This window comes from Cypionkella sinensis (genome assembly GCF_042646385.1).
Taxonomy (GTDB): Bacteria; Pseudomonadota; Alphaproteobacteria; order Rhodobacterales; family Rhodobacteraceae; genus Cypionkella; species Cypionkella sinensis.
The window spans coordinates 2482952-2508813 of the sequence record NZ_JBHRTO010000001.1 but is presented as its reverse complement, the minus strand read 5'-3'; the positions used below and the strand labels follow the sequence as shown (position 1 = coordinate 2508813).

The window sequence follows — 25862 nt, the reverse complement described above, 5'->3', positions numbered from 1 at the left end:
AAACCGTAACCATGCCCGCGATTTGAGATCAGGGTGCTCCAACCTGGTTCAGCAACGCCGCAATGGAATCGCGCGTGGCGGTGCTGCGATCAATGATCTGTTGACCTGCCGCGAGCGGCCCCGTTTCAACGGTTGGGACGGCTTCGGGTTGCGATGGCGGGGGCAGTTGGCTGGCCAGTTGCTGCCAAGGGCCTGTGCCATGACTGGCGATGCCTGCCCAATCTCCGGCATTGCCCATCGCCCTTTGTTCATCCGCCCGTGCATCTGCCTGCGCGTAAATCTGGGCCGCTGCGGCGTCATCGCCTAACTGCTGCATCGCCGTGGCGCGCAGTTGCAGGGCAGCCGCCGAGTCTTGGCCAGTCAATGCGCGCAATGCTGCACGGCCGTCGTGCCGTTGTATCTGGATTTTGGCCAGTAGCACGGGATCGGCCTGCGATTCATCGGGTATCCAGTGCAGCGCGCTATCCGCCATCCCAAGGTTCAGCAGACGTTCTGCCAACTTCGCCGCTGTCTCGCCGGAAAGGTTTGGCGAGGGGGCTTCAGGTTCCCGCACCGCATGTGCCAGAATGGCGTCATCGGTGCCGAGAAGCGACAAGATCCGCCAAAACTGTGGCTCTGCGTCGGGCGCCTTGGGCAGCAAGGCGAAAGCGCCATCCATGTCGCCTGATGCCGCTTCTGCGAGCAGCAGCGCACGGATGGCAGCAGGGGCGGCGGCAGAGCCGCTTTGCTCTTTCACGATCGCCTCAAGGGCTGCAACCATGTCGGGGGCAATCGGCAGATCTTGCGCGATGCGGGCGTCAACCATGGCCACCAGCGCCGCAGAAGTGCCCGGACCGGGATCGGCCACCATCTGTTCCAGGGTGGCCTCTGCCTTTTCCGCATCCCCCTGATGAAGCTCTATTTTTGCGCTCAATAGACTGGCGTCCGGACCAGCACCGCCCGGTGCGCGCAGAATAGCGTCGCGCACGCGGGCGGCGGCGTCATTTGCGCCGATCATCATGAAACGATCCGCCAGAACCGGGCCCAGATCGCGGCGCAACCCGATTGGAAGTCCGGAAAAAGCCAGGAATGCGGCATTGGTGTTCACATGCTGGCTGGCAGTCAGGTCGGGTTGTGCCAGGATTGCCCAGAGTGCCGAGCGGCTGTCGCAAGATTCTTGTCCAATGAAGGCAGAGTGTTGATCAGCGCGCCCATCAACCAGTTGCGCCATACTTTGAAAAAGCTCGGCATCCGGTAAGACGTTTGGGTAGGCCCGCAGCAACTGAGTTGCCTCGGCGCCAAAGCCGATAAAGATCTGAAACTGCACTGCATGTTGCAAAGCCTTCGGGTCGGGTCTGTCAAACTCTCCGATCAAGTGCGCGTTGTAATTTGCGATCTGTTCAAAGATCGGGCTGTCGTCGCCCCAACTTGCCACATCCAGTCGTTCAGACTCGATGCAGCCGGCACCTTCGGCGTTTAATTCCTGGTGATCAGGCAAGCCGTTTGACATCGACAGACCGGGCAATTCGCCCAAACCAATCCGCGCTGTGTCGATACCCGTCTTGGGCAAAATGGGAGGCGACGCTTCGTGCTGCAGCTTTGCCATATCCACCACGCCTTGCGCTGCGCCACGACTGATCTGATGCAGCAACGCTTCTCGTAGGGGCTGCAATGAAGGATCGATATTTGAAGGGGGCGCAAACGACCGTGTTGGATTAAGCGGTGGCGCACCACCACGTAGCTGCTCCAGCGCCGCGGCCTGCCAGTTATAGCGCGGACCGGGCGCTGTCGATGTTTCCGAAACCTCGCTGCTCTCGCCCTGTGCTGGCGGTAGAGGTTCTTCAAACGACGATCCTTTTGGAGGTTTGCCATCGCGCAGGTCGATCACCACGATGCCGGGGCGAAATTCAAACGGTATGGCATAACACGCGCAAGCAATGGCCAGATTCAATGTGCCGCTGTCGGCATCGACTGAAATCCCGGCCAAGCGGCTTTTGCCGATGATCTTGAACGTCTCTGACAGGTCGTAACGGGCGGGCGCGTTGGCAATACGCAGCACGTAGCCATCATCAATCCGCCCAACCTGCCAATCGACGGGGCGCTGATACTCCAGCACAAGACGGGTAAAGCCATCATGCTCGCCCGATTTTACCACAACTGGCGCAGCGGCGGCCATCAGTGGCAGAGCAAACCACAATGCAAAGATAAGCCGGATCATGCGGCCTCCTGCTTTAGGGCGCGCAGTGATTCTTCGACCGCTGCAAAGCTTGGCCGCACGTGATGGGGGGTGTTTTGGCGGCCGACTTCGATGCAGATGTTGGGGGCGTGGCGGTGCAGGTTTGCCACCAGAACCTCGCGCACAAGCTGATAGAAATGGCCATCATCCTCGACCACGGTTTTCACGCGGGCGGCGAAAGGCCCCATAAGCCCATAGGCCAGAAACACTCCCAGAAAGGTGCCGACCAAAGCCGAGCCAATCATTTCGCCCAAAATTTCAGGCGGTTGATCCAAAGACCCCATTGTCTTGATCACCCCCAGAACCGCCGCCACGATCCCAAGCGCGGGCAGGGCATCGGCCATGGATTGCAGCGCATGACTGGAATGCATGGCGTGGGCAAGTGCAGCCTCAACCCGTTTGTCCAACACCTCCTCAACCTGATGCGGATCGTCGTAGTTCATCGAGGCCGCACGAAACGTGTCGGCGATCAGATCAACGGTTTCGTGATCCTTTTGAATCTTTGGATATTTTCCAAAAATTGCAGACTCGTGCGGGTTCTCGATATGCTCTTCGAGTGCCACCGGATTTGACCGGGAAATGCGGATTAACTCGAAAAGTAGGCACAGCAAATCACGGAAATCATTGGGTTTCCACTTGGGCCCCTTGAACACTTTGCCAACATCCTTGGCGGTATGTTTGACTGCAGCCAGATCATTTGACACCAGAAAAGACCCCAAAGCCGCACCGCCGATCATGATCATCTCAAACGGAAGGGCTTCAAGAATCGGGGCAAGATGGCCGCCGTGGATGACAAACCCGCCGAACACCATCACAAGGATGACGACGATACCGACAATTCCGAACATTGCAGACCCTACTCCATTTCCTGCCCGCAGCATTGCAGAGCCGGGTTAACAAAGACTGACTCTAGTTTTTGGGCGCTTTTGCATTGCGCCCGGCGATCAGCACCGAAATCGCATAGACCTTCGCCGGATCCATGCCCGAGATCACGGCGGCTGCCGCGGATGGGTTCATGCGCCCGAGAAATCCTGCTGCAAATTCTGGTGCCATTTCGCCAAAGAGTTTAGCTGCATCCGCGGGTTTCATCGCCTCATACACCGCGGTAAGACGGGTGAGATCGGCCTCTGCCGCGCCATCTGCGATCTGCAGGGTTTTCTTCAGACTGGCCTCAGCCGCCGCCAACTCATCCATGCGGGCCTTGATCGCGGCCTCAGACAGGGTGAGGGCGGCCATACGGTCGGCGAGGGCGGTTTCGCGCGCTGTGATCTGCGCTTCGCGCGCCTTCAGGGCTTCGGCCAAGGCGAGCGGGGGTTCGGGGCAGCTTTGTGGATCGGCGGTTGGCGCAGGCGCTTCGGTTGCGGAATTGGCCATGGCGGTGCCAATCCCAGACCCGACGCGCAATGCGCCAGAGGCCGCAAGAAACAATGTCAGGATGACCAGCGTGCCGCGGCCACTGCGGGGGGCGCGTCTTGTCATTCGGCGGCTTCCATTTCATTGCGCGATAGTCTGCGGCGCACGAAGCGCAGATTGCGCGTGGCCTCGGCAATATCGGCGCCGACATCGGGGGCCGGCGGAGGCGGTTCTGGCAAATCGTGCATCGAGGCCACCAGCAGCTCCAAACGCCCCGCCACGCTTTCGGCGCGGGCGGTCAAGGCGATCAAGCCATCTGCCGAGCCGTGGGCGGCGGTGCGTGCCTGTTCCAGCGCCCGCGTCATGTCATCAACCTGTGCTGACAGCACGGCAATAGCACCACCCATGCCCGTTTCCAGCGTGGTGAACTTCTTTAACCTGCCCGATAGCACATAGCAGTAAATCGCTGCCCCGAAAGAACCCGCTGCCATCAGAATATCCGCGATCAACACCATGAGGACTCTCCTTCAGTTCAGCACAAATTCGGTGACAAGCAGGTCGCGCACCCGGCCGTCGCCGGTAACAATCTGAATGCGGCGCAACAGTTGCGCCCGCATCCGCACGAGCGCGGCAGAATCGTCAAACTCTGCCGGGTCAAGCGCGCGCAGATAGCCGTTCAGCACATCGACGATACGCGGCAGCAGGGTTGTCACCTCGGCACTATGATTGCCTGCGACTTCAAGCTGCGCGGTGAAGCGCAGATGCCTGCCCTCTGCACCGGGACCGATGGAGACGATCAACGGCTCTACCGGCACAAAACTTATGTCTGGCAGCGGGTTGGGTTCTGCGCCGCCCTCTGCATGTTCCGTACCACCTCCCAGCAGAAGCCCCGCCCAGGTGGCATAAAAGCCGCCACCGCCCAACAGAAACGCCAGCGCAAGCCCGATCAGCAGGGTTTTTTTCGACTTCTTTTTCGGCGCCACATCCTGCGGCTGTTCTGCTTCGGCCACCTGACCCTCCGTCGTTGTTTGCATCTCAAACATAGACCCAAGCTCACTAACCGATTGTTAAGGCCGATCCGCCAAAGCTGGTTTCATCGGGCAGAAGCCCTTCATCGGAGATCGACCGTGCAGAACCTGTTGCAAATTTGGCAAGGCCTAGATGGCCGCAAGCGCTTTGTCGTTCTGGGGGCCACGGTGGCGGTGTTTCTTGCGATCATGATGATGTCGCGCATGGCTGGCACGCCCGGAATGTCTTTGCTTTATGCAGGGTTAGATAATGCGGCTGCGGGCGATGTGATCACGGCGCTCGATCAGAAAGGCGTGTCATATGAGGTGCGTGGCCAAGCGATTTACGTCGAGGAGGGGCAGCGCGACTCACTCCGCATGACGCTGGCGGCCGAAGGTTTGCCTGCCAATTCCGGCACTGGCTATGAGTTGCTTGATTCGCTTTCAGGCTTTGGCACCACCGCCCAGATGTTCGATGCCGCCTATTGGCGCGCGAAAGAGGGCGAGCTTTCGCGCACAATTCTGTCTAACCCCCAGATTCGCGCCGCGCGTGTCCATATTGCGCAGGCCCCGTCGCAGCCGTTTCAGCGGGATGTCAAACCCAGTGCCAGCGTCACGATCACCTCGGTCGGGGGAAGTCTGTCCCCGGTGCAGGCCAAGGCGTTGCGGCATCTGATTGCCGCCTCGGTGCCGGGGATGACGCCGGATGAGGTGGCGGTGATTGATTCGGTGGCCGGGTTGATCGCCTCGGATGCGGATCAGGCGGCCCCGAATGTTGCTGCTGACAACAAGGCCGCTGAAATCAAACAGAATGTCGAACGTCTGCTGTCGGCGCGGGTTGGTCCCGGCAAGGCGGTGGTCGAGGTGTCGGTAGATGTGATCACCGATGCCGAGCAGATCTCTGAACGCCGCTTCGATCCGCAAAGCCGCGTCGCAATTTCTACCGACAACACGCAACAGACCGGGTCTAGCACGCAGCCCGGTTCAGATGTGACGGTGGCCTCCAATTTGCCTGCCAATCAACCGGCGGCGGGGGCTGCGGGGAAGAGCGAAAACTCTGAAACGCGCGAGAAGGTGAATTACGAAGTCTCTGAAACCAATCGCCAATTGGTCAAAACGCCTGGTGCGGTGCGCAAGATTTCCGTCGCGGTTCTGGTCGACGGCGTTCCGATCACCGCCGCAGATGGCACGATCACCATGCAGCCGCGCCCGGATGACGAATTGGCGGTGCTGCGCGAACTTGTCACCTCAGCAGCCGGGCTGGATACTGCGCGCGGCGATGTCCTGACGCTGAAATCGCTAGCGTTTGAGCCCTTGCCGCAAACCGGCGATGCCACACCCGTGCCAATGTTCTCCTTTGGTGAAATCAATCTGATGACGCTGATCCAGACTGCCGTGCTGGCTTTGGTCACGCTGATTCTGGGCCTGTTTGTCATTCGCCCGGTGCTGACATCCGCAGGCCGCAGGCAGGCTTTGCCAGCACCTCTGGCGACGCTTGCCCTGCCGGGCACCCCATCTGATCCCACCCGCGTGCTGACAGGCGAGATCGACGATAGCCCGGATCTGCCGCCGCTGTCGGTGGTTTCTGGTGTGCCGGGGGCTGAAGGCGCGAAGGACCCGATGAGCCGCCTGCGTCAACTGATTGAAGACCGGCAAACCGAATCCGTCGAAATTCTGCGCGGATGGATGGAAGTGGAAGAGGAGGTGCGCTGATGGTGCTGCGCCTTGAGGTTTTTGAGACTGAACAGTCGGTGACTGCGGGCAAGACCGTCGTGCTGGATACCATGCACCTGGAGGAAACCAAGCTCGCCGCGTACGATTCCGGTTATACTGCAGGCTGGGAAGATGCCACAGCCGCGCAAGCTGGCGACCAAAGCCGGGTGCAGGCCGATCTGGCACGCAATTTGCAGGGCCTGTCCTTCACCTTCCACGAAGCCCGGCAGCATGTTCTGCGCGCTTTGCAACCCTTGATGAGCGAGATGGTGGCGCGGCTGTTGCCCGCGATTGCGCGCGAAACCCTGCCTCAGGTGGTGCTGGAGCAGGTGATGCCGATGGCGGAACGGCTTGCCGATACGCCGATAGCACTGGTGCTAAACCCCTCTGCGCGCGCTGCGGTCGAGGCTTTGCTGGAACAGGCGACCGGGCTGCCGCTGGTGGTCACAGAAGAGCCCAGCTTAAGCGATGGGCAGGTCTATCTGAAATTTGGCGATACCGAAACGCAGGTCAACCTTGATCGGGCGACGGCAGAGATCACAGCCGCCGTGCGGGGCTTTTTTGAAATTCCTGAGCAGGAGAGAAAACATGGATGAATATGCGGATGGCAACCCGTTTGGACAGGTGCCGATCGAAGTCACGATTTCGGTCGGCAAGGCGCGGCCCTTGGTGCGCGATCTGTTGCGCCTTTCGCGTGATGCTGTGCTTGCTTTGGACCGACGGGTGGACGACCCGGTTGAGCTTTATGTGGGGGATCGCCTGATCGCGCGGGGCGAGTTGCAAGAGGTTGAGGGCGATGGCTCGGGCCAGCTTGCGGTGCGATTGACCGAGGTTGTCAATCTGCGGGGCGGGCTATGATGCAGCGTGCGGGTCTGGCGTTGGTGTTCTTGCTGGTGCTGACGGCCCCGGCCTTAGCGCAAGGGTTGTCGATTGATTTCGGCGACAGCACCTCGCTGTCGACACGGTCCGTTCAGCTTCTGGTGGTGATGACGGTGCTGAGTCTGGTGCCTGGGCTTGCGGTGATGATCACCTGTTTTCCGTTCATCGTCACGGTGTTGTCGATTCTGCGCCAAGCCATCGGCTTGCAGCAATCGCCGCCCAATATGCTGATCGTCAGTCTGGCGCTGTTTCTGACCTGGTTCGTGATGGACCCGGTGTTCACCGAAGCGTGGGTCAATGGGGTAGAGCCGCTGAACGCAGGCAGTATTGACATTCAACAAGCCATCCCACTGATTCTGGGGCCTTTTCGTGGCTTCATGGCGCATCGGCTGGATGGCGACACTTTCGCAGCGCTGCAAAATCTGCGGCCCAATGTCGCTGCTGTTGTGCCGATAGATGCGCCGCTGTCGCTTTTGGTGCCGTCATTCATCTTGTCAGAAATCCAGCGTGCCTTTGAAATCGGCTTTCTGATTTTCCTGCCGTTTCTGATCATCGACCTCGTCGTTGCTGCGGTGTTGATGTCGATGGGCATGATGATGGTGCCGCCCGCAGTGGTGTCGCTGCCGTTCAAACTGGCGTTTTTCGTGGTGGCAGATGGTTGGAGTCTGGTGTCCAGCGCCTTGGTGCGCAGTTACTTCTGAACGCGTCTCGACTGAAGCGGCCGGATCACTCCGGCCGCTTCAGTTCACAACAAACTCGGCATGCAGCGCGCCGGCGGCATTGATGCTTTTCAGGATGTCGATCATGTCATGCGGGGCCACGCCCAAGGCGTTCAACCCGGCTACCACCTCGGACAGATTGGTGCCGCCAGAGACTTCGGCCAATCCGTTGCCCGGCGCGTTCTGAATATCGACGGATGAGCGCGGCAGCACAATGGTTTCGCCCTCGGCAAAGGGATTGGGCTGCGAGACCATCGGCGTTTCATCAATGCGCAAAGTCAGATTGCCCTGCGCCACCGCAACCCGACTGATCCGCACATCCTGCCCCATGACGATGGTGCCAGAGCGTTGATCGACCACAACCCGCGCCTTGGTTTCAGGCTCGACCGCGATGTTCTCGACCCGGCTGATCAGATGCGCGGGCGAGCGGCCCTTGGTTTGCAGCAACACCGTTCCCGCATCCAGCATTTCGGCCGAGCCATTGCCCATCTTGGCATTGATGGCAGTCTCGATACGTTCTGCGGTGGTGAAATCTGGCTCTCGCAAAGCAAGCCGCATCTGCTCTAGCTGGGTAAAGTCGAACTCTACCTCACGCTCGACCCTGCCACCCGACGGGATCATCCCGGCGGTTGGCACGCCTTGCACGACCTTGGCCGCCTGACCATCGGCAGAAACTCCACCCGCAATGATGGCGCCCTGCGCCACTGCGTAAATCTGGCCGTCTGCGCCGTTCAGCGGCGTCATGATCAGCGTGCCGCCCAGCAGGCTTTTCGCGTCGCCAATCGCCGAAACTGTCACGTCAATCTGGCCGCCTGCGCGGGCAAAGGGGGGCAGCGCTGCTGTCACGAACACAGCCGCCACATTCTTTGGCTGATACTGCTCGCCCGTGACGTTCACACCCAAACGCTCCAGCAGGTTCGACATGATTTCTTCGGTAAAAGGCGCGTTGCGCAAACCGTCGCCCGTGCCGTTCAGCCCCACAACCAGACCGTAGCCGACCAGATCGTTGGACCGCACGCCGTCAAATTCGACCAGATCCTTGATACGGATCGGGCCGGACCATGCTGTCGTTGACAGAAGACTGAACATCACGGCGCAGAGGAGCCTTTTCATCTCAGATAATCCAGCAAGCTGAGGCGCGACAGCCGCGCGGTAAGAGCATAGATCTTTTCCAACTGCGCTTCGGTCTCATCCAGCCGCGTCGCGGTCTCATAGGGATCAGCCTCGGTGATGCCATTGCGCGCCACCTGCAATGCTGAAATCTCGTTGGAATTGCGAGTGGTTGCGGCATCAATCTGGGCTTCCGCCATACCAAGACGTGCAGCAAGATTGGTGCGGTCGGTCTTGTTTTCCAGCAGGTTGAGACCTGCGCGACGGGCCAGATCCTGCCGCCCGGTGCTTTCGCCTGCCAACACACCGCGGTTGAGCAAAGCCGCCATTGCCAAGGCTTTGATGGTATCGCGCAACGCCGGGTCTTTCGCCGTCACGTCGAGGCGGGCGTCCTCCCCCGGTGCAATCGCCACAGCGGCCAGCGGGTCGCCCCCAAGATAGGCCAGAGCATCATACCCTGCGGGATCGTCGAACCAAGTATTGACGGCGGTTTCCACATCTTGCGCGCTGACAGCACCGGATACGGCGGCTGTCAAAGCGGTCAGAAATGTGTCGGAATCGACCACAGCTGCTGTGGTTGTCATGGTGCCTGCGAAAAGGCTGCGGTCGCCGAACCGGGTGTTCAGCACCGACAGCGCCGTTTCAAGCCTTTGTTCGGCATCCTTGCCCGTCGCATCCACCAATGCAGCAGAACCGCCTGTCGAGGTGGATAACAGCGCGTTGCCCAGATCGCTTGCTAATGCGTCTACAGTGCCCAAGGCTGTCTGCATGGCCCCAGCGAAAATGCCCGCCTCGGACGTTACCGCGCCATAGCCTTTCAGGCGCGCAAGCGATGCGTCAATGCCGGTGATCGGTGTCAGATCGCCAGAAACATGCGCGGCAGTGTCGCTGACGCGCCCGGTAGCGACCTCATTGCTTAGTCGTTGTAGTTCCTGCTTCAGATCAACCGTGTGCCGCCGCAACATGAAGGATCTGGCCATATCGCCCAAGGAAATCGCAGCCATGGCTTACATCTCCAGCAGTTTTTGCATCATGTCGCCAATCGTCGAAATCACCTTCGCATTGGCGGCATAGGCCTGTTCAATCACCAGAAGCGATTGCATTTCCTGATCGGTATCAACACCTTGCGCCCGTTCCATCGTGCCGAGCGTATCAAGACGCGCGGCTGAGAAGCTGGCCTCATTCTCAGCCGAAACCCGCGCGCTTGCGGTACCCGAGACCAGATCCGCCGCCAGTGTCGCGAAACTGCGCGCGCCCGCCATGAATCCGCCAGAGGCGGGGATGCGGGGGGTGGTCAGCGCTGTTTGCAAATCCTTTAGCAACTGACTGTTGCCAGAAGCACCCGCCGCCGCAGAACCCAACCCATCTCGCAAGCGCCAAAGCGCGCCGCCCTGACTTGGGTCTGCCGCTGTATTTACCCTGATGCGCTGGGCAAGGCCAATCTCTTGCGCGGCATTGAAGGCCGCGCCGCTATCGGTGAACAAACCTGCCGCGCCCGGTGCGCGAGTGCTGTCCAGCCCGCTGGCGGCGAAGCGTTCGATCAGATCGCGCGCGGTGGCGTCAAGTTTCGCCTGCGCCTGCGGGGCAAAATCATCACGAATGGCGAATTGCGCGGCCAAAGTGCCGCCGGATATCGGGCCGTCTTGCGCCGCTGTCGAGATGGCCTTGCCGTTCAGCGTCAGCCCCGACAAAGCACCGCTGGTTTGCGTCATCCCCGCAACCACCACCCCGACTGGCGTGAAGCCAAACTGCGCGCGCAGCCCGTCAAGGATCACCGCACCGCCGGTGGTGAACAGGGCAACCTCGCCTTTGTCACGTGGCACCTCGCGCAGCGGGATGATCGCGGCAATGCTGTCAATCGCCTGCTGGCGTTGGTCGATCAGGGCGGAATTGTCGCGGCCAGAGCCTGCCGTTGCACGGATCTTGCCGTTGAGATCTTCGATGCGCGCCAGCGCCGTGTTCACCTGCGTGACCTGATTTTCGATTTGATCGTCGGCATCCGAGCGGGCCAGCTGAATATCCGTGCCCGCCGCAGCGAGGTGATTGGCCAAGGCTTTGGCCACATCCAGGACCTTTGACAGCCGCGCTTCGGATTCGGGGCGTGAACTCGCCTCAATCAACGCCGTGTCGAAATCGCTGATCCGGCTTCCCAAGGATGTCGCATCATCGACAGTGCCAAGCGCCTTTTCGACGCGGTTCAGAAAGCTTGCCGTGGTATCGCGATCCCCACTGCCTGCTTGTGCCAAGCGACGATCTGCAAGCAGGATCGGATCGCCGTGGCGGGTGACGCCTGTTATGCTGACTCCTTGGCCCGAACCACCGATAGTGCGCGCGCCCAGTTGCAATTCGCGTCGCCCGTAGCCTTCGGTCATCGCATTTGCGATGTTTGAGGACACGATTTCGGCGGCACGCGCCGCAGCATTCAGACCAGAAAGCGCCGAGGAAAGGCCGGCTGTGATCGACATTCAAGCCTCCTATCGTTTGATGTTGGTGGTTTCTTGCAGCATCTCATCGGCGGTCTGGATTACCTTGGCGCTGGACGAATAGGCGCGTTGCGTCTGGATAAGCTGGGTCAGTTCTGCCGCGACATCGGTAGAGGATTCTTCGCGCGAGAAGCCAACGACTGCGCCCGTCGGTCCTTCCCCTGCGTTCCACAGGTAGAACGGACCCGAGGCCGCCGAGATCTGATAGGTCTGATTGTTCATTGCCATCAGGCCGTTCGGGTTGGGCACATCCACAACCGGAATCTGATAGATTCTGCGGGTGAAGCCTTGGTCATAAATCGCGTAAAGATCGCCTTTTTCGTCAATCTCTACCGAGGTCAGGCTGGCGACGGGCGAGCCGTTCTTACTGATCGAAACCGGCGCGAAGCTGCTGGACAGTTGGGTCATGCCGTTGGGTTGCCCAAGCTCGCCAACATTCAAAGAAATGCTGCCGCCCGCGACGGTCAGGGGGATGTTTCCGGTTGCGGGATCATAAGCGCCACCCGATACCGCCGTAACTGATGCCAAGGTGCCGCCTGCCGTCTGCGATGGGTCGAAGGTAAGGGTATATTCCCCGATCACAGCACCACCCGAGGCGCTGTCGCGGACGGTCATCGTCCAGGTGTTCGATGCGCCTGTCGTGGGAACCGTTGGTGTAAAGGTGAAATCCAGCGATTCCGAGGTGCCGAGATTGCCAAAATACTCGACCGTCAGATCATGCGGATCGCCCGATGCGCCGGCAGTGCTGGCAGAGGCTGGCAGGTTGACCCCCAGCTTCATTTGTGAGGTCGGGTTGCCGATGTATTGGTTGGCGTTGATCCGCACGGGTTCCAGTGCGGCCATGGTGTCGCGCGGATAGGTGTTCAGGCTGCCATCGGGTTCGGCGGGCCAGCCCATCAGCACAAGCCCGGTTTCGGTGCGCAGCACACCTTCCGCGTCGGGGCGGAAAGATCCGGTCGTGACCAGCGAAATCGGATAGCTGCTGTCACCGTTTTCCAATGCACCCGCATCTGTCACCGGCAGAAAACCACGCCCGTCAATCGCCAGATCGGTAGAGTTTGCGGTGGAAATCAACGGCCCACGCTCATCAATCAGGCGCATGTTTGACACCCGCACACCACCCGCCGAATAGCTGGCCTGGGCGCTGCCGTGCAGCACGACCGAGTGAAAATCGGTCTCGGCCCGCTTATAGCCATAGGTAGAAGAGTTCGCGATATTGTCGGAAATCGTTGCCAGCCGATTGGCGTTGGCATTCAGCCCCGCCACCCCCGCATTCAGCGATGAGGAAATTGTCATGTAATGCGCCTTTCTGAAGCCTCGACCGTATTGGGTCGAAACTGCCGCATGCGCCTTAAGATCGCCCTAACAGTTCAAATTTTACGCATCTCAGCGGTCCTTGCGCAGCAATATGATTTCCAGACGATTGTTGCGGATCGCTGTCGGGTCTTGCGTGGCGGGCTTGCGATCGGCGTGGCCGCTGATCCGCGCCATACGGGCGCTGGCTATGCCGTCGCTTTCCAACATCCCCCGCATAGCCTGCGCGCGGGCGGTGGAAAGATCCCAAGCCGGATTGTCTTTCAAGGTGATCGGCAGGGTGCGCAGATGACCGTTCACGGCGATCTGATTTTCCGCCAAACCAAGGACTTCTGCGATCAGGGCAGCGATTTTGCGTGTCTCACCGGTGGGCTCGGCGGTATCATCCACAAACAGCGGCGCATTGGGCAGATCGAAGATTTCCACCACCAGCCCCTCATCCGTGACTTTCGTGACCACATGCCGCAGCATCCGCTGCATGGTCATGCTTTCACCGCCCTGCGCCATCAGCGCCTGCGCAATCTGTGACATGCGTTGCTGCTCGGCAGCCTCTGCCGCGTCTTGTTCGGCAGAACCCTTTTCGCCGCGCGCCTTATTGCTTTCCGTGGGCTGCGCGAGGCTGGCTCCGGTGCCATTCTGCGCAAGTGCCTCTTCCGAGAAGGTCGAGTCGCCACCGAACATGCTGTCGCCGCCACCCGAGACCCGGCTGACCGCGATGGTCGGACTGAAATAATCCGCTATGCCCTTACGTTGCTTTTCCGTTGTCGCATTCAACAGCCACATCAGCATGAAGAAGGCCATCATGGCCGTCACAAAGTCAGCATAGGCCACTTTCCACGCCCCACCGTGGTGCCCGCCGCCTTGCACAATCTTCTTCCGCTTGATGATGACTGGCGCGGCATTTGATTGCCCGGCCATCACACACCCATGTTTCACACCCAAACTCAGGTATAGCGCAACAGGGTTTCCCGCAGCTTAAGGGATTGGATTTTAGCTATTTCTACGCCTTAGCGCTCGCGCAGCGCCTCACTGGATTTATACAAGGGCTTGGTCAGATAGGTCAGAATGGTCTTGCCGCCTGTCTCCAGTTCCACATCCGCCTGCATCCCCGGCTTGATCTCAAGCCCTTTCTGCCGCTCGGTGAATTTGCTGCGATCAACGGCAAGAGTCACCTTGTAATGCGGGTCGCCATTCGGATCGCGCGAGCGTTCGTCCTTGAACGTGTCAGCCGAGATGAACACCACTTTCGCCTTCAGCGAGCCGTAGATCGTATAATCATAGGCCGAAAGCTTGACCGTCGCATCCAGCCCCTCGCGCACCGACGCGATGTCGCGCGGCTTTACCCGTGCTTCGATGAACAGATCATCGTCCAGCGGAATGATCTGCAGAATTTCCTCACCGGGTTTGACCACGCCGCCAATCGTGGTGATCGACAGTTTGTTGACCACGCCCTTCATCGGCGCCACCAACACCGTGCGCGACAACTGATCCTGCGCCAGTTTCAGCTTTTGCCGCAGGCCTGCCAGATCGCTTTCGGTCTTGGCGTAATCCGTCGCGCGCTCCATCTTGGTGCTGGTCCGCGCCTCGGAGAGCTTGTTCTTCGCATCGGAATTGTCACGCCGCGCGCGGGTGACTTCGATCAACGGGGCGATGTCTTGCTTATACATCTTCTCCATCAATTCGGCCTCGGTCGAGGTCTGCTCCAGCACCGCCTGCGCACCTTCGACGCGGGCGGTGTATTCGCTCAGCCGTGCGGTCAGCAGCGCCTTTTCCGATGCCACCACATCCGGCACCCGGGCCGCCAAAGCGGCAGGCACGGTGAAATCAGCGTTGCCTTCCATTTCCGCAGACAGACGCAGGCGGCGGATTTCCAGCGTGGCGATTTCATCGGACAGTTCATCCACCGCCGCCTGATACTGTGTGCCGTAAAGCCGTGCGAGGGTTTGCCCCGGTTCGACCACATCACCCTCGGCCACGTTCAACTCGGCCAGAATCCCGCCTTCAAGGTTCTGGATGATCTGCGGCCGGCTCGAGGATACCACCTCACCCTGCGCCCGCACGATCTCATCCACCCAAGCCACCGAGGCCCAGGCGACAAACACCACCATCACCAGCACGATCATCCAGATCGTGCGGCTGGGGCCACGGGTTTTCTCGGCAAAGCTTTCGTCGTAGGTGGCCAGGCTCATGGTTTGGCACCCCCAACCTGCATGGTGAACGGCTTCTTGACCGGGGTGATGCTGCCAATCGCCACGCCGGGTTGCGGGGCAGGGGCCTGCGCGGCCACGCCGCCGTTGTTCAGATGCGCCAGCACAGCTTCACGCGGGCCATCCACCACCAGCCGACCATTCTGCATGATCACCACGCGGTTGGTCAGTTGCAGGATTGGCACGCGATGGGTCGCGATGATCGCCGTGCGCCCGTCCAGCCAGGTTTTCAGGCGGCTGACCAGCGTGGTCTCCAGCGTCTGATCCAGCGCGGCAGTTGGTTCATCCAGAATTGCCACGCGCGGGTTTTGCAGCCAGATCCGCGCCCAGCCGATGCTTTGGCGCTGCCCTACTGACAGGCCTTCGCCCATTTCACGGATTTCCAGATCAAGCCCGCGCGGATGGCTGCGCACAAACGGGCCAAGACCCGCAAAATCCAGCGATTCAAGCAAACGGTCATCGTCACGCTCAAGCTGCGACATGTTCAGATTGTCGCGCAAGCTACCAGCAAACAGCCGCACTTCCTGCCCCAGATAGCCGACACCGCGGCGCAAATCGCGCGGATGCACCTGATTCATGTCAACGCCGTCAATCAGCACACGCCCCGCCGAAGGCTCATAAAGCCCCGCCAGCACCCGCAGCAGCGTCGATTTGCCCGAACCATTGCTGCCCAGAACCGCGATATGCTGCCCCTGCGGGATCGACAGGCCATTGATCTCGACCGTCGCCGCCGCCTTCGGATCATAGCGGAATTCGACATGGCGCAATTCGTAAGCGCCGGTCAGCTTGTCGCGGCGCAGATAGTGCCGCCCGGCTTCCTCGGCTTGATTGGACGCTGCAATCGCATCCAAGCCATCCAAAGCCGATTTCACATTGGTCCATTTAGACATAGTGGACGACAGCGATGCCAGCGGGCCCAGCGTGCGCCCGGTCAGGATGCCGATGGCGATGATGGTGCCCACGGTAAATTCGCCCGCGAACACCAGATACGCCCCGGCCACCACCGCCAGAATATAGGTCGCCTGCTGCACGCCCTGCGCCCAATAGCCCAGCATTGCCGTCAGGTGCCGCTGGTCGCTGGATTTGCTGGCTGAGAGGATCGACAGCTCGGCCCAGATCCGTTTCACCCGATCTTCGCCACGTTGAGTAGTGACGGTTTCAGCCTCAAAGATCGCCTCATACAGCAGCCGCGCCGCGCGGGTCGAAGCGCCCTGCGTTGCCGCTGTCAGCGCCACCATCTTTTTCTGAAACAGGAACCCCGGCAGCACCATCAGGATGCCACCCAGCACCAGAATCCAAACCAGATTGCCGCCAATCGAGGCGACAAGCGCCAGGAAAATCAGGATAAACGGCAAGTCGGCCAGAGTGCCGATGGTGGTGGCGGTGAAAAACTCGCGCACCGAGGAAAACTCGCGCATCGCAGCGAACAGGCTGGAAGGGCTGCGCTGGCCGGGGCCATGCTTCATGCCAAGCAGCTTGTCCATCAGCCGCGCCTGCACCGACAATTCAATCCGCTTGCCGGTGGTATCCATCAGCCCCGAACGGGCCAGCTTCAGCGCCGCCTCAAGGCAGATCGCCAGCATCGCGCCCAGTGCCAAGACCCACAGCGTTGGTTCCGACTGATACGGGATCACCCGGTCATAGACCTGCATCGAGAACAGCGACACTGCCACCGCCAACAGGTTTGCCACCAGTGACCCTGCCGCCACCTCGCCCAACTGACGCTTGTAGCGCTTGAATTCGCCCCAGAACCAATGCGGAGATTTCGTCGCCTCGACATGGCGGGTTTCCAACTCGTCCACCGAAGTCCGCAGCCGCAGGATGCGACCGGCATAGACTTGGCGGAAATCTCCATGCGGCACTTCGGCCCGCATGTTATCGACGCTGGTGTCGTAAACCTCGACACCATCCGCCGTTTCCGACAGCACCAGAACGATCTGGCCGGATGTCATCTCGGCCAAGGCGGGCCAATGCGCGATCCCCGGCTCTGCCACCGGATCGACCTTGGCGTTCAGCCCGCAGCCGCGCAACGCCCGCGCCACTTCGGGCAAGCCCAACTGCCCGGCTTCCGAGGCAAGCTGAATCTGCTCGACCACATCGGAAACGGCAAGCTCTACCCCGGCCAACCCGGCATAAACCGTTGCCAGTTGCGCCCGGCTGAGTGCCCGTGCCGTGTGCCGACCTTGTGGCACGCGCCCCCCGGCACCGCTGCGCGCAGCGATGTCGTCAGCCGCAGCCACCCGGCCCGCGTTTATGTCAAAGGCAACAACCCGGTCATTCACATCCGTGCCCCATCTACCAACAACCCACGATCCCGGGCAATTTCCAGATCAATCAGTGCCATGTCATAGCCCAGCGAAGCCTGATCCCGCTGCAAGCGTGCATAGGCATCGTATTGCCCGACCAGTTCCAGCAGCGTCCGCCGCCCCACCTTGTATTGCTGGGTGAACAGATCAAGGTTCGCTGCCGTCTGCTGCAACACCTCAGCGCCCTGCGCGCGGCGCGAGGCCAGATTGGCCTTCTGCTGTTGCAGCGCCACGATGCGTCGGTTGGCGGTTTCGGCGGCTTCTGCCGTTTGCCGATCCACCACATCGCCGGTTTGCTGCAAGGCTGCGATGTTGTCCTTTGCGCCGGGGTTCAGCCGCCCGGTGCCGTTCAGTCGCAGGCCGGGATTGACCCCGCCTTCATCCAGCCCCGCCGTGGTCGAAAGCCCAAATTTCATCCCGGCCAGTTGCATCTGCGCTTGCGCAATCGCCCGCGCGCCTTCGCCCCGCGCCTTGACCACCGCCAACGGCTCGGTCGAGGATTTGCCGGTGTCGGGCAGGGTGTCGAGGCCGTTGACACCCGCCATCGGCTGCCCGGTCAGGGCGGCCAGTTGCGCCATCTGGCTGGCTTCGGTCTGCAAATCGACAGACACCGTCGCCTGCATCTCGGCCACGCGTTGGTTCAAGACCTGCTGCTCTGAACCGTCCGACAAACCGCCTGCCACGCGTTTGCCCATGATAGTATTGAATTCCTGCAATTTTTGCGCTGCCGCCTGCGCGACAGTGGCCTGCGCCCGCGCGCGCTGGGCATTGACGTAATAGGTCAGGCCGTCAAATACCCGCTGGTTCATTGCGGTGGAAAGGCTGACTGCCGCCACCTCGACATCCGCCGAGGCGAAGGCGCGTTCGGCCTTGCGCCGCCCATTGTCAAACATCGCCTGTTCCAGCAGCAAGCTGGCAGCCAACCCGCCCAATGAGGTCAGGTTGACTGATGGCCCGATAGAGGGCAGCCAGTTCTTCGCTTGCGCATTGGCCTTCAATTGCGCCACGCGCAATTCGGCCTGCGCCGCCCCCGAACCCGCCTGAATCACGGCATCCGAGATTTTCGCATAAGACCCGCCCGGCGGCAAAACCGAGCGGCGCGCCTGCAAATCACCGATCAGGCCAGACCCGGCAGGTTGCCCCAAGGCCCCCACCGCATTCGGCCCGGCTTGCTCATGCGTTTGCAGCATCGAAGGGGCTTCCGGCCCCCCCATGCATCCCGCCAGCAAGGCAAGCCCTGCCAGCGCCGGGACGAGGTAATTAACCCCGTTCCCGGACCCGTTCTTGCGGTTTCTGGGCATGGCCCGTTTCCCTGCTCAGACGCCAGTGCTCGTGTTGACGTTGATATCGTCGTCGATCAGCACCGAAGCACCGCTGCTGCCCAGCGTGTAAAGCGTATAGCTTTCGCCGTTCACAACCTGATGTGCGCCAGCCACAGCACCTGCGATGTTGACATGATCGTCCGCACCGCCACGGATCGCCATCTGGTGATCCGCCCCGGTCAGGCTGTTGATCTGTGCCTCGGTCAGCGTCACTGTGGCGTGCGATGCAGTCAGATCGATCGTGCCAAAGTCAAAGCCTTGCAGGCCCGCACGTGTCAGATCAACCGTCACCTCGCCCGTGGTCGAGCGCAGATACAGCGTGCTTTGCTCGTTGCCCGCCGCATCGGTGTCATTGATCACCAGATAGCTGCCATCTGCCACCGGGGTGTTGAAGAACGCCCAATGGCTTGGCACGTTGCTGCCGTTCACATCCACACCCGCATCGAACTGCGCCGTGGTCTGCAACTGATGCACCGCACCCGAAGCCGCAACTTCGTGATAGGTCAGCGCATCCGGCGACGCAGCCGAGGCGATACCCGAAATCAGGTTGCCGGTGCCCGCATCGTTGGTGATCCACGGATCATTCGGCATCACGGTGTCGTAGGCAAAGCTGTCGGTGTAGCTGGCGGTGTTGCCGGCATGGTCCGTCGCCGTCACCGTCACCGACATATTGCCTTCGCCCGTGGGCAGCGACGATGCTGGGAAGGTTGCACTCCACAGCCCGTCAGCGCCGACCGAAGCCGTCACTTCCGAACCATTGGACAGATGCAGCACCAGCGTCGAGAACGGCTCGGATGTGCCGGTCAGCGTCAGGCCTGCGGCGCGCTCTGCTGCGTTCAGAATATCGTCGCCCGCAATCACGTCCTGATGGGTGAAGTTGCGCACAATGGTATCCACCGCCACCTGCTCGGTGATGGTCGAGACGTTGCCAACGTGATCCGTTGCCACCGCCGTCAGCGTCACCGAGTTTTCGCCCGCCGGGATTTCGCCCGCTGCAAACGTATAGCTCCAGCTGCCATCCGCTGCGACCGTGGCCGCATGCTGCGCGCCGCTGCCGAATTTGACCATCACGGTCGAACCGGCTTCGACATGGCCCGTCACGGTCAGACCATTGGCTGCCTCTGCAGCGTTCAGGATCTGATCGCTGCCGTAAGACAGCGTCGCACGGTCAAACGGCACCACTTCGGTGTCGACATTGACCACATGCGTCGTCGTCGCGGTGTTGCCAAGGGCATCGGTCGCGACAGCCGTCACCGTTGAAGCATAAGTGCCCGAGCGGATTTCGCTTGCCGAGAAGTTCGCGGTCCAGGTGCCTGCGTTGCTTGCCACAACGGTGTGGCTGACGCCCTCCATCGTGACCACAACCGTAGCCCCCGCTTCCGCCGTGCCGGTCAGCGCCACACCAACGGCTTCTTCTGCGCCGCTGATGATATCATCGCCGCCCGCTTGGCCGACATTGATCGCCACGCGGGTTTCGGTATCGACATGCACGGTATGCGAAGCGGTTGCCGAGTTGCCCGCCGCATCCGTAGCCCGCACCGTCACCACCGAGTCATAGGTGCCTGCCCGCACTTCGCTGGCGCTGAAATCTGCCGACCAGGTGCCCGCTGCCGTTGCAGTGACGGTGTGGCTCACGCCCTCCATCGTCACAACCACAGTCGCGCCCGCATCCGCCGTGCCGGTCAAGGTCACGCCAGCCGCTTTTTCCGCGCCCGAGATCGCATCATCGCCGCCCGCTTGCCCCGCCGGGATCGCCACAGCGATTTGCGTATCGACATGCAGCAGATGCGTGGTGGTGGCGGTGTTGCCAACCGCATCCACAGCCGAAACCTGCACGGTCGAATCGTAGGTGCCGCTGCGCACTTCGCTGCTGGAGTAATTTGCCGTCCAGGTGCCATCGGCCCCTGCGGTCACGATCTTGGTGACACCTTCAAACGTCACCGTCACCCGTGCGCCAGCTTCCGCGGTGCCGGTCAGCGCCAGCCCAGCCGACGCTTCTGCCGCGTTGACCATATCATCGCCACCGGCCTGGCCTGCGTTCACCGCAACCGTGGTCTGGGTGTCAACATGCAGGTTATGCGTCGTCGAAGCGGTGTTGCCCGCCAGATCGGTCGAAGTCACCGACACCACCGAGTCATAGGTGCCCTGACGAATCTCAGAGGTGCTGAAGTTCGCCGTCCAGGTGCCAGAAGCGCTTGCCGTCACGGTATGCGACACGCCTTCCAGCGTGACAACAACCGTCGCGCCCGGTTCTGCGGTGCCGGTCAGGGCAACGCCAGCCGCAGCCTCTGCGCCCGAGATCACATCATCGCCGCCAGATTGGCCATTGTTCACCGTCACCGCAGTTTCGGTATCGACATTGACCACTTGCGTTGCGGTTGCGGTGTTGCCGAAGCTGTCGGTCGCCGTTGCCGTCGCGGTCGATGTATAGGTGCCAGCCGCCACAGAACCCGCCGGATAGGTCACGGTCCACACACCGCTGGAATTGGCGGTCGTGGTCAGCGTTGTGCCGCCCCAAACCACCGAAACCGAAGCCCCCGCCTGCGCCGTGCCGCTCAGCACCACGCCTGCCGCTGCTTCCGCCGCGTTCACCGTGCCATCGCCACCCGGCGTGCCGGTGAAGGCCACCGAAGTCTGCGTATCCACTGCGAAGGTGTGGCTCGAGGTTGAGGTATTGCCGTGATTGTCGGTCGAAGTCGCCGTAATCACTTGATTGTATTCGCCAGCGGGCAGGGTGCCCACAGGGTAAGTCGTGGTCCAGTGCCCATCCGAGCCTACCACAACCGTGTTGGTCACGCCGTTCAGCGTCACTTGCAAGGTAGCACCTGCCACCGAAGTGCCCGTCACCACCAACCCGGTTTCGTTCTCGACAAAGTTCACCTTGTCGTCGCCGGTCACCGCGTCAAAATTGATCGGGTTCGGTACGGTATCCACCACCAGAACATCGTTCCAGGTCGTGCTGTTGCCCGCCGCATCGGTGGCTTTCACCACCACCGGCGTTTCATATTCACCCGGATCAACCTGCGTGGTCGGGAACGTCACTGTCCAGTGGCCAGTGTTATCCACCACAGTGGTCTGCGTGTGGCCATTGACCACCACATCAATCTTTGCGCCCGGCTCGCTGGTGCCAGCAATAACCACGCCGTTCACATAGTCAGCGCCATTTTCGACATGGTTCACCGATTTGGTGCCCTCGGTGACAGTCACCGGCGGGGGCGTCTGATCGGGGGTGCCACCACCGCCGCCACCGCCCGAACCACCACCGCCGCCAGCCCCGGCGATCACCGCAATCGCGCCCGCACCGGCCGCAATCGCACCCAGACCGCCCAGACCCAACAGACCCGGCACGAACGGTGCCATGCCCGCAGGCTCATTCGAAGCCATCGCCACATCCGAGATACTGTCGGCTGCGGTAAAGCGCATGTCGTCCAGCGGGCTCCACTTGTCCCAACCGCTGACAGGGCCGTAATCCGCCGCCAGCACGCCACCCTGACCTTCGTGGATGATCACTTCGGTGATCTCACCATCCGAGGACAGATAGAGATGGTTCACATCCCCGGGATTTTCATTGAAGTAGTTGCTCAACACAACCGTGCGGCCATCCGACAGCTTCACCAGCAGGTCGCCGCCTTGCTGTTCATAGCCCACAACGCTTGCACGCGACAGGTTCAGCGAGACGCTATCGCCCGAGCCGACCTGAATGAAGTTGCCTTGGCTGTCGCCTGCGACACTGCCATGCTGCGCACCGCCCGCAACATTGCGGACAGCGAAATCAATCGCTTTTACCATCTTACTACTCCGCCTCAAAAAACCTGGGCTTTAGTGCCCAGCGTGTTATTCGCCCCACTTTCGGGGGCTGATTGCGTTTAGGGATACCGAGGTTTCGATACGATTTCTAGTGCTTAGGCCAAGCGTGATCAGCTTTTGCCGAATTTCCCCCTCATTTCCGCCACATTTGCGGCTTTCGCGCTACAGATTGATTTCTTTCTTGCAGCCAATGCGCGGTGGGCTTCGCTTAATCTTCGCGTTCAGGTTGTATTTTGGAAACAATCGGCGGCGCGCTACATGAAGTTTTCCCGCTATCCCCCTTTACCTGAGGGCGTTTTCCGTCTTTTGATCTTTCATGGCTGGCCAAACCGAAACCCTAACCAACAAACTGCTGTCCTGGATCGACACAGGCCGCCTGAACCCCGGCGATGTGATTGACGAGGCCGAGCTTGTGGCTGAATTTGCCGTATCGCGAACCCCCGTGCGCGAAGCCATCTTGCAGCTGGAAGCGATGGGTTTGGTGCGCCGCTTGCCGCGCAAAGGCGCAACGGTGTTTCGCCCCAGCCTTGAAGAATTCCTCGCGATCCTTGAGGTTCACGCAAAACTGGAAGGGCAGGCCGCGGGCCTCGCTGCGCGCCGTTTGTCGGTGTCTTGGACCAAGGCACTGGAAGCCGCCGTTGCCGCCTGTGAAGACTTCGCCCGCGATCAGGGCGATGCCAATCCTGACGCCTATTATCAGTTGAACCTGCGCTTTCACGAATGTGTGGCACTCGCCGCCGGAAATCCGTTCCTGACCGAGATGATCAAGACCAATGCCCGCAAACTGCTGGCCTATTACCGCGCCCGCTATCGCTACGCGGGTGCTATCGCCACCTCAGCCGCCGAACACCGCGCCATTGCCAGCCTGATCTTCGCTCGCGACGCCGCCGGGGCCGAAGCCTTGATGCACCGCCACGTGCAATTCGACCAGATCACAGCAATGGACCTGCTCGCCGCATTGTCCTGAAAGCCCCGGATTGGCTGCGGAAAACCCCACAGCAACTGGCTCAGGTTAACAAATCCTTAAATCGCAAAATCAAGATATTGATCTTGCTAGCAAAATTTTTGGTCCCGAGTTGGGACCGCTCACGCCCCCAACCGCTGCAACAACCGCACATAGGCCTCTTGCCCCTTTCGGAACGCATCCAGTCGGAAAAATTCGTTCGGCGCGTGCAGATTCTCATCATCATGCGAGAACCCGAACATCACCGCATGAACCCCCAATTCCCCCAACAGCGTGGTCATCACCGGAATCGAGCCCCCCAGCCGCGTGCGATAGGGGGCCTTGCCGTAAACCTCCTCCAACACCTGCGCCGCAATCCCGGTCGCGTTATGTCCCGACGGCACCAAAAACGGCCCCGCCCCACCTTGCCCCGCCTGAAACTCCGCCGTCACACCTTCCGGGCAATACGCCTCGACATGCGCCGCCAAGGCTGCCAGCACTTTGGCGGGGTCTTGATCCGCCACCAACCGACAGGTGATCTTCGCCCGCGCCTCGGCTGGCAACACCGTCTTCGATCCGATCCCCTGCCAACCGCTCGTCAACCCGTTCACATCCAACGTCGGCCGCGCCCACAACCGCTCCCGCGTGCTATACCCCGGCTCACCAAACACCGCTGGCGCCCCGGTCTCGGCCAGATAGCTGACCTCATCATAAGGTATCCGCGCAATCGCCGCCCGATCCTCAGGCGTCAGATCAATCACATCATCGTAAAACCCCGCCACCGTCACCAACCCGTCTGCCGACTTCATCGACGCCAACAGATGCGCCAGCGCCATCGCCGGATTGGCAATCCCGCCGCCATGCAGGCCCGAGTGTTGATCCGACCGCGGCCCGCGCACCACGATCTCTCCCTTCACCAGCCCCTTCAGCGCCTCGACGATCTGCGGCTGATCGGGCGCATATTGCAGCCCATCCGCCGAGAAGATCATATCCGCACTCAACCGCGCCACATTGGCCGCGACGAAAGGCGGTAGATCGGGTGAGCCGATCTCCTCCTGCCCCTCAAAGAAGAACTTCACATTCACCGGCAACCGCCCGGTGGTCTTGAGCAACGCCTCCACCGCCAATATCGGCACCATCATGCCGCCCTTGTCATCCGAAGCCCCACGCCCCCACACCTTGCCCTCGCGGATTTCAGGTTCAAACGGTGGGCTGTCCCACAAATCGAATGGCTCGGCGGGCTGCACATCGAAGTGCCCATAGATCAGCACCGTCGGCTTGTCCGCCCCCGCATGCAGCCAATCGCCATAGACCACCGGATGCCCCGTGGTCGGCATCACCTGCGCGCCATCGACCCCGGCCGCGGTCAACCGTGCCGCAACCCATTCCGCCGCCTGCACCACATCCGGGATATTCTCGGGCTTGGCCGAAACCGAAGGGATACGCACAAACGCCAGCAATTCCTGCACAAACCGTGCCTGCTCTGCGTCGAGATAAGTCTGCCAAATCATGCGAAATCTCCTATGCTTGCCCCAAGGCTAGCCGATCTACGCCGCCCGATCAAACGACACATCTGTCAGGAATTTCCTTGCCCGTTGACAGAATCCCCCACCGCCGATACCCATATGGAAACGTTTCCACACACAGGATACCGCCATGAAGACCGCCCGCCTCAACCGCCTGTTCGCGCCTTCGGGAAACTGCTTTGACGTGGCCATTGACCACGGCATGTTCAATGAAGGTTCGTTCCTTGGCGGTATCGAGGATATGACCAAATCCATCCAGACCGTTGCCGCCGCCGCCCCCGACGCGATCCAGCTTCCCCCCGGCACTGCGAAGATCCTGCAAGCCATTCCCGGCAAGAACCGCCCGGCGCTGGTTCTGCGCACCGATATCGCCAATGTCTATGGCACACCGCTGCCGCGCAGCCTGTACTCCGAAGTCATTGACCGCCCCGTCGAACAGGGTCTTGTCCTTGACGCCGCCTGTGTCGTGGTGAACCTGCTGCTGCTGCCTGATCAACCCGAACTTTACCGCGACTGCGTGCGCAACGTGAATGCGCTGAAGCGCGAATGTGAAATCATGGGGATGCCGCTGATGGTCGAACCCCTCGTGATGCAGGACAATTCCAAGGGCGGCTATATGGTCGATGGTGACATCACCAAGATCCTGCCGCTGGTCCGCCAAGCTGCCGAGCTGGGTGCCGATATCATCAAGGCCGACCCCTGCACCAATGTCTCCGAATACCACCGCGTTATTGAAATCGCCCAAGGCGTGCCGGTTCTGGTGCGTGGTGGTGGCCGCGTCTCCGACGCCGAAATCCTGTCACGCACGCAAGAGCTGATGCAGCAGGGCGCACGCGGCATCGTCTATGGCCGCAACGTGGTGCAGCACGCCAACCCTGGCGGCATGACCCGCGCGCTGATGGCGATCGTGCATGACAAAGCCAGCGCCGCCGACGCTGCCAAGCATCTGGCCTAAGCC

21 protein-coding genes are annotated in these 25862 nt (G+C 60.9%); 6 read left to right on the top strand and 15 right to left on the bottom strand.

What is annotated here, in order from left to right:
- Window positions 1-28: 28 nt before the first annotated feature.
- From ACFOGH_RS12585 to ACFOGH_RS12565, 5 genes are all read right to left on the bottom strand, one after another.
- Window positions 29-2197, bottom strand: a complete 2169-nt coding sequence (locus ACFOGH_RS12585) for a hypothetical protein (protein WP_380073417.1) — start codon at window positions 2195-2197, stop codon at window positions 29-31.
- Window positions 2194-3063, bottom strand: a complete 870-nt coding sequence (gene motA / locus ACFOGH_RS12580) for a flagellar motor stator protein MotA (protein ID WP_380073416.1) — start codon at window positions 3061-3063, stop codon at window positions 2194-2196. Before motA ends, ACFOGH_RS12585 begins: the two co-directional genes overlap by 4 nt.
- 61 nt (window positions 3064-3124) lie before the next feature.
- Entirely contained in the window at window positions 3125-3694 is a 570-nt protein-coding gene (locus ACFOGH_RS12575; RefSeq protein ID WP_380073415.1) for a MotE family protein, read from the bottom strand.
- Entirely contained in the window at window positions 3691-4083 is a 393-nt protein-coding gene (locus tag ACFOGH_RS12570) for a hypothetical protein (RefSeq protein ID WP_380073414.1), read from the bottom strand. The genes ACFOGH_RS12575 and ACFOGH_RS12570 overlap by 4 nt, the downstream gene beginning before the upstream one ends.
- A gap of 12 nt (window positions 4084-4095) precedes the next feature.
- The gene (locus tag ACFOGH_RS12565) at window positions 4096-4578 is read right to left on the bottom strand and encodes a flagellar basal body-associated FliL family protein (protein ID WP_380074004.1); all 483 of its coding nucleotides are present in this window, start codon (window positions 4576-4578) and stop codon (window positions 4096-4098) included.
- A 117-nt stretch (window positions 4579-4695) separates the two neighbouring features.
- Between ACFOGH_RS12565 and fliF the strand changes: the two genes are divergently transcribed.
- From fliF to fliP, 4 genes are read left to right on the top strand one after another with little or no spacing between them, the layout of a single operon-like run.
- Entirely contained in the window at window positions 4696-6288 is a 1593-nt protein-coding gene (gene fliF, locus ACFOGH_RS12560; protein ID WP_380073413.1) for a flagellar basal-body MS-ring/collar protein FliF, read from the top strand.
- Entirely contained in the window at window positions 6288-6884 is a 597-nt protein-coding gene (locus ACFOGH_RS12555; protein WP_380073412.1) for a flagellar biosynthesis protein, read from the top strand. The genes fliF and ACFOGH_RS12555 overlap by 1 nt, the downstream gene beginning before the upstream one ends.
- On the top strand, window positions 6877-7146 hold the full coding sequence (locus tag ACFOGH_RS12550) for a FliM/FliN family flagellar motor switch protein (protein WP_380073411.1): 270 nt from the start codon (window positions 6877-6879) through the stop codon (window positions 7144-7146). The genes ACFOGH_RS12555 and ACFOGH_RS12550 overlap by 8 nt, the downstream gene beginning before the upstream one ends.
- The gene (fliP, locus tag ACFOGH_RS12545; protein WP_380073410.1) at window positions 7143-7868 is read left to right on the top strand and encodes a flagellar type III secretion system pore protein FliP; all 726 of its coding nucleotides are present in this window, start codon (window positions 7143-7145) and stop codon (window positions 7866-7868) included. Before ACFOGH_RS12550 ends, fliP begins: the two co-directional genes overlap by 4 nt.
- A gap of 39 nt (window positions 7869-7907) precedes the next feature.
- On the opposite strand, the gene ACFOGH_RS12540 is transcribed toward fliP, so the two are convergent.
- The 9 genes from ACFOGH_RS12540 to ACFOGH_RS12500 all read right to left on the bottom strand — a co-directional run bounded on the left by ACFOGH_RS12540 (window position 7908) and on the right by ACFOGH_RS12500 (window position 22417).
- The gene (locus ACFOGH_RS12540; RefSeq protein WP_380073409.1) at window positions 7908-8975 is read right to left on the bottom strand and encodes a flagellar basal body P-ring protein FlgI; all 1068 of its coding nucleotides are present in this window, start codon (window positions 8973-8975) and stop codon (window positions 7908-7910) included.
- Window positions 8976-8995: 20 nt separating this feature from the next.
- Complete coding sequence (locus ACFOGH_RS12535) at window positions 8996-10000, bottom strand: flagellin (protein WP_380073408.1); 1005 nt, start codon at window positions 9998-10000, stop codon at window positions 8996-8998.
- A 3-nt stretch (window positions 10001-10003) separates the two neighbouring features.
- Window positions 10004-11461 (bottom strand): flagellar hook-associated protein FlgK, encoded by a 1458-nt coding sequence (gene flgK, locus ACFOGH_RS12530; protein ID WP_380073407.1) that lies wholly within the window; start codon window positions 11459-11461, stop codon window positions 10004-10006.
- Window positions 11462-11470: 9 nt separating this feature from the next.
- Window positions 11471-12775 carry a flagellar hook protein FlgE gene (locus ACFOGH_RS12525; RefSeq protein ID WP_380073406.1) on the bottom strand — a complete coding sequence of 435 codons (1305 nt, stop codon included), beginning with the start codon at window positions 12773-12775 and terminating at the stop codon, window positions 11471-11473.
- Between the two features lie 90 nt (window positions 12776-12865).
- Window positions 12866-13711 (bottom strand): flagellar motor protein MotB, encoded by an 846-nt coding sequence (locus tag ACFOGH_RS12520; RefSeq protein ID WP_380073405.1) that lies wholly within the window; start codon window positions 13709-13711, stop codon window positions 12866-12868.
- 89 nt (window positions 13712-13800) lie between these two features.
- Window positions 13801-14982: an HlyD family type I secretion periplasmic adaptor subunit gene (locus ACFOGH_RS12515; protein WP_380073404.1), complete on the bottom strand. Its 1182-nt coding sequence runs from the start codon at window positions 14980-14982 to the stop codon at window positions 13801-13803.
- A complete protein-coding gene (locus ACFOGH_RS12510) occupies window positions 14979-17240 on the bottom strand; it encodes an ATP-binding cassette domain-containing protein (RefSeq protein WP_380073403.1) in 2262 nt (753 codons plus the stop codon). The genes ACFOGH_RS12515 and ACFOGH_RS12510 overlap by 4 nt, the downstream gene beginning before the upstream one ends.
- Window positions 17241-17278: 38 nt before the next feature.
- Window positions 17279-18496 (bottom strand): TolC family protein, encoded by a 1218-nt coding sequence (locus tag ACFOGH_RS12505; protein WP_380073402.1) that lies wholly within the window; start codon window positions 18494-18496, stop codon window positions 17279-17281.
- A gap of 126 nt (window positions 18497-18622) precedes the next feature.
- Complete coding sequence (locus tag ACFOGH_RS12500) at window positions 18623-22417, bottom strand: Ig-like domain-containing protein (RefSeq protein ID WP_380073401.1); 3795 nt, start codon at window positions 22415-22417, stop codon at window positions 18623-18625.
- A 334-nt stretch (window positions 22418-22751) separates the two neighbouring features.
- Between ACFOGH_RS12500 and ACFOGH_RS12495 the strand changes: the two genes are divergently transcribed.
- On the top strand, window positions 22752-23402 hold the full coding sequence (locus ACFOGH_RS12495; RefSeq protein ID WP_380073400.1) for a GntR family transcriptional regulator: 651 nt from the start codon (window positions 22752-22754) through the stop codon (window positions 23400-23402).
- Between the two features lie 119 nt (window positions 23403-23521).
- Here ACFOGH_RS12495 and ACFOGH_RS12490 read toward each other — a convergent pair whose 3' ends face one another.
- Window positions 23522-24889 carry a dipeptidase gene (locus ACFOGH_RS12490; RefSeq protein WP_380073399.1) on the bottom strand — a complete coding sequence of 456 codons (1368 nt, stop codon included), beginning with the start codon at window positions 24887-24889 and terminating at the stop codon, window positions 23522-23524.
- 145 nt (window positions 24890-25034) lie between these two features.
- Between ACFOGH_RS12490 and ACFOGH_RS12485 the strand changes: the two genes are divergently transcribed.
- Window positions 25035-25859, top strand: a complete 825-nt coding sequence (locus tag ACFOGH_RS12485; protein WP_380073398.1) for a class I fructose-bisphosphate aldolase — start codon at window positions 25035-25037, stop codon at window positions 25857-25859.
- The last annotated feature ends 3 nt before the right edge of the window (window positions 25860-25862 follow it).

Excerpts from the sequence above, each read along its gene's own strand:
- ACFOGH_RS12585 (WP_380073417.1), bottom strand. The coding sequence starts at position 2,197 with ATGATCCGGCTTATCTTTGCATTGTGGTTTGCTCTGCCACTGATGGCC.
- motA (WP_380073416.1), bottom strand. The coding sequence starts at position 3,063 with ATGTTCGGAATTGTCGGTATCGTCGTCATCCTTGTGATGGTGTTCGGC.
- ACFOGH_RS12575 (WP_380073415.1), bottom strand. The coding sequence starts at position 3,694 with ATGACAAGACGCGCCCCCCGCAGTGGCCGCGGCACGCTGGTCATCCTG.
- ACFOGH_RS12570 (WP_380073414.1), bottom strand. The coding sequence starts at position 4,083 with ATGGTGTTGATCGCGGATATTCTGATGGCAGCGGGTTCTTTCGGGGCA.
- ACFOGH_RS12555 (WP_380073412.1), top strand. The coding sequence starts at position 6,288 with ATGGTGCTGCGCCTTGAGGTTTTTGAGACTGAACAGTCGGTGACTGCG.
- ACFOGH_RS12550 (WP_380073411.1), top strand. The coding sequence starts at position 6,877 with ATGGATGAATATGCGGATGGCAACCCGTTTGGACAGGTGCCGATCGAA.
- fliP (WP_380073410.1), top strand. The coding sequence starts at position 7,143 with ATGATGCAGCGTGCGGGTCTGGCGTTGGTGTTCTTGCTGGTGCTGACG.
- ACFOGH_RS12540 (WP_380073409.1), bottom strand. The coding sequence starts at position 8,975 with ATGTTCAGTCTTCTGTCAACGACAGCATGGTCCGGCCCGATCCGTATC.
- ACFOGH_RS12535 (WP_380073408.1), bottom strand. The coding sequence starts at position 10,000 with ATGGCTGCGATTTCCTTGGGCGATATGGCCAGATCCTTCATGTTGCGG.
- flgK (WP_380073407.1), bottom strand. The coding sequence starts at position 11,461 with ATGTCGATCACAGCCGGCCTTTCCTCGGCGCTTTCTGGTCTGAATGCT.
- ACFOGH_RS12525 (WP_380073406.1), bottom strand. The coding sequence starts at position 12,775 with ATGACAATTTCCTCATCGCTGAATGCGGGGGTGGCGGGGCTGAATGCC.
- ACFOGH_RS12520 (WP_380073405.1), bottom strand. The coding sequence starts at position 13,711 with ATGGCCGGGCAATCAAATGCCGCGCCAGTCATCATCAAGCGGAAGAAG.
- ACFOGH_RS12515 (WP_380073404.1), bottom strand. The coding sequence starts at position 14,982 with ATGAGCCTGGCCACCTACGACGAAAGCTTTGCCGAGAAAACCCGTGGC.
- ACFOGH_RS12505 (WP_380073402.1), bottom strand. The coding sequence starts at position 18,496 with ATGCTGCAAACGCATGAGCAAGCCGGGCCGAATGCGGTGGGGGCCTTG.
- ACFOGH_RS12500 (WP_380073401.1), bottom strand. The coding sequence starts at position 22,417 with ATGGTAAAAGCGATTGATTTCGCTGTCCGCAATGTTGCGGGCGGTGCG.
- ACFOGH_RS12495 (WP_380073400.1), top strand. The coding sequence starts at position 22,752 with ATGGCTGGCCAAACCGAAACCCTAACCAACAAACTGCTGTCCTGGATC.
- ACFOGH_RS12490 (WP_380073399.1), bottom strand. The coding sequence starts at position 24,889 with ATGATTTGGCAGACTTATCTCGACGCAGAGCAGGCACGGTTTGTGCAG.
- ACFOGH_RS12485 (WP_380073398.1), top strand. The coding sequence starts at position 25,035 with ATGAAGACCGCCCGCCTCAACCGCCTGTTCGCGCCTTCGGGAAACTGC.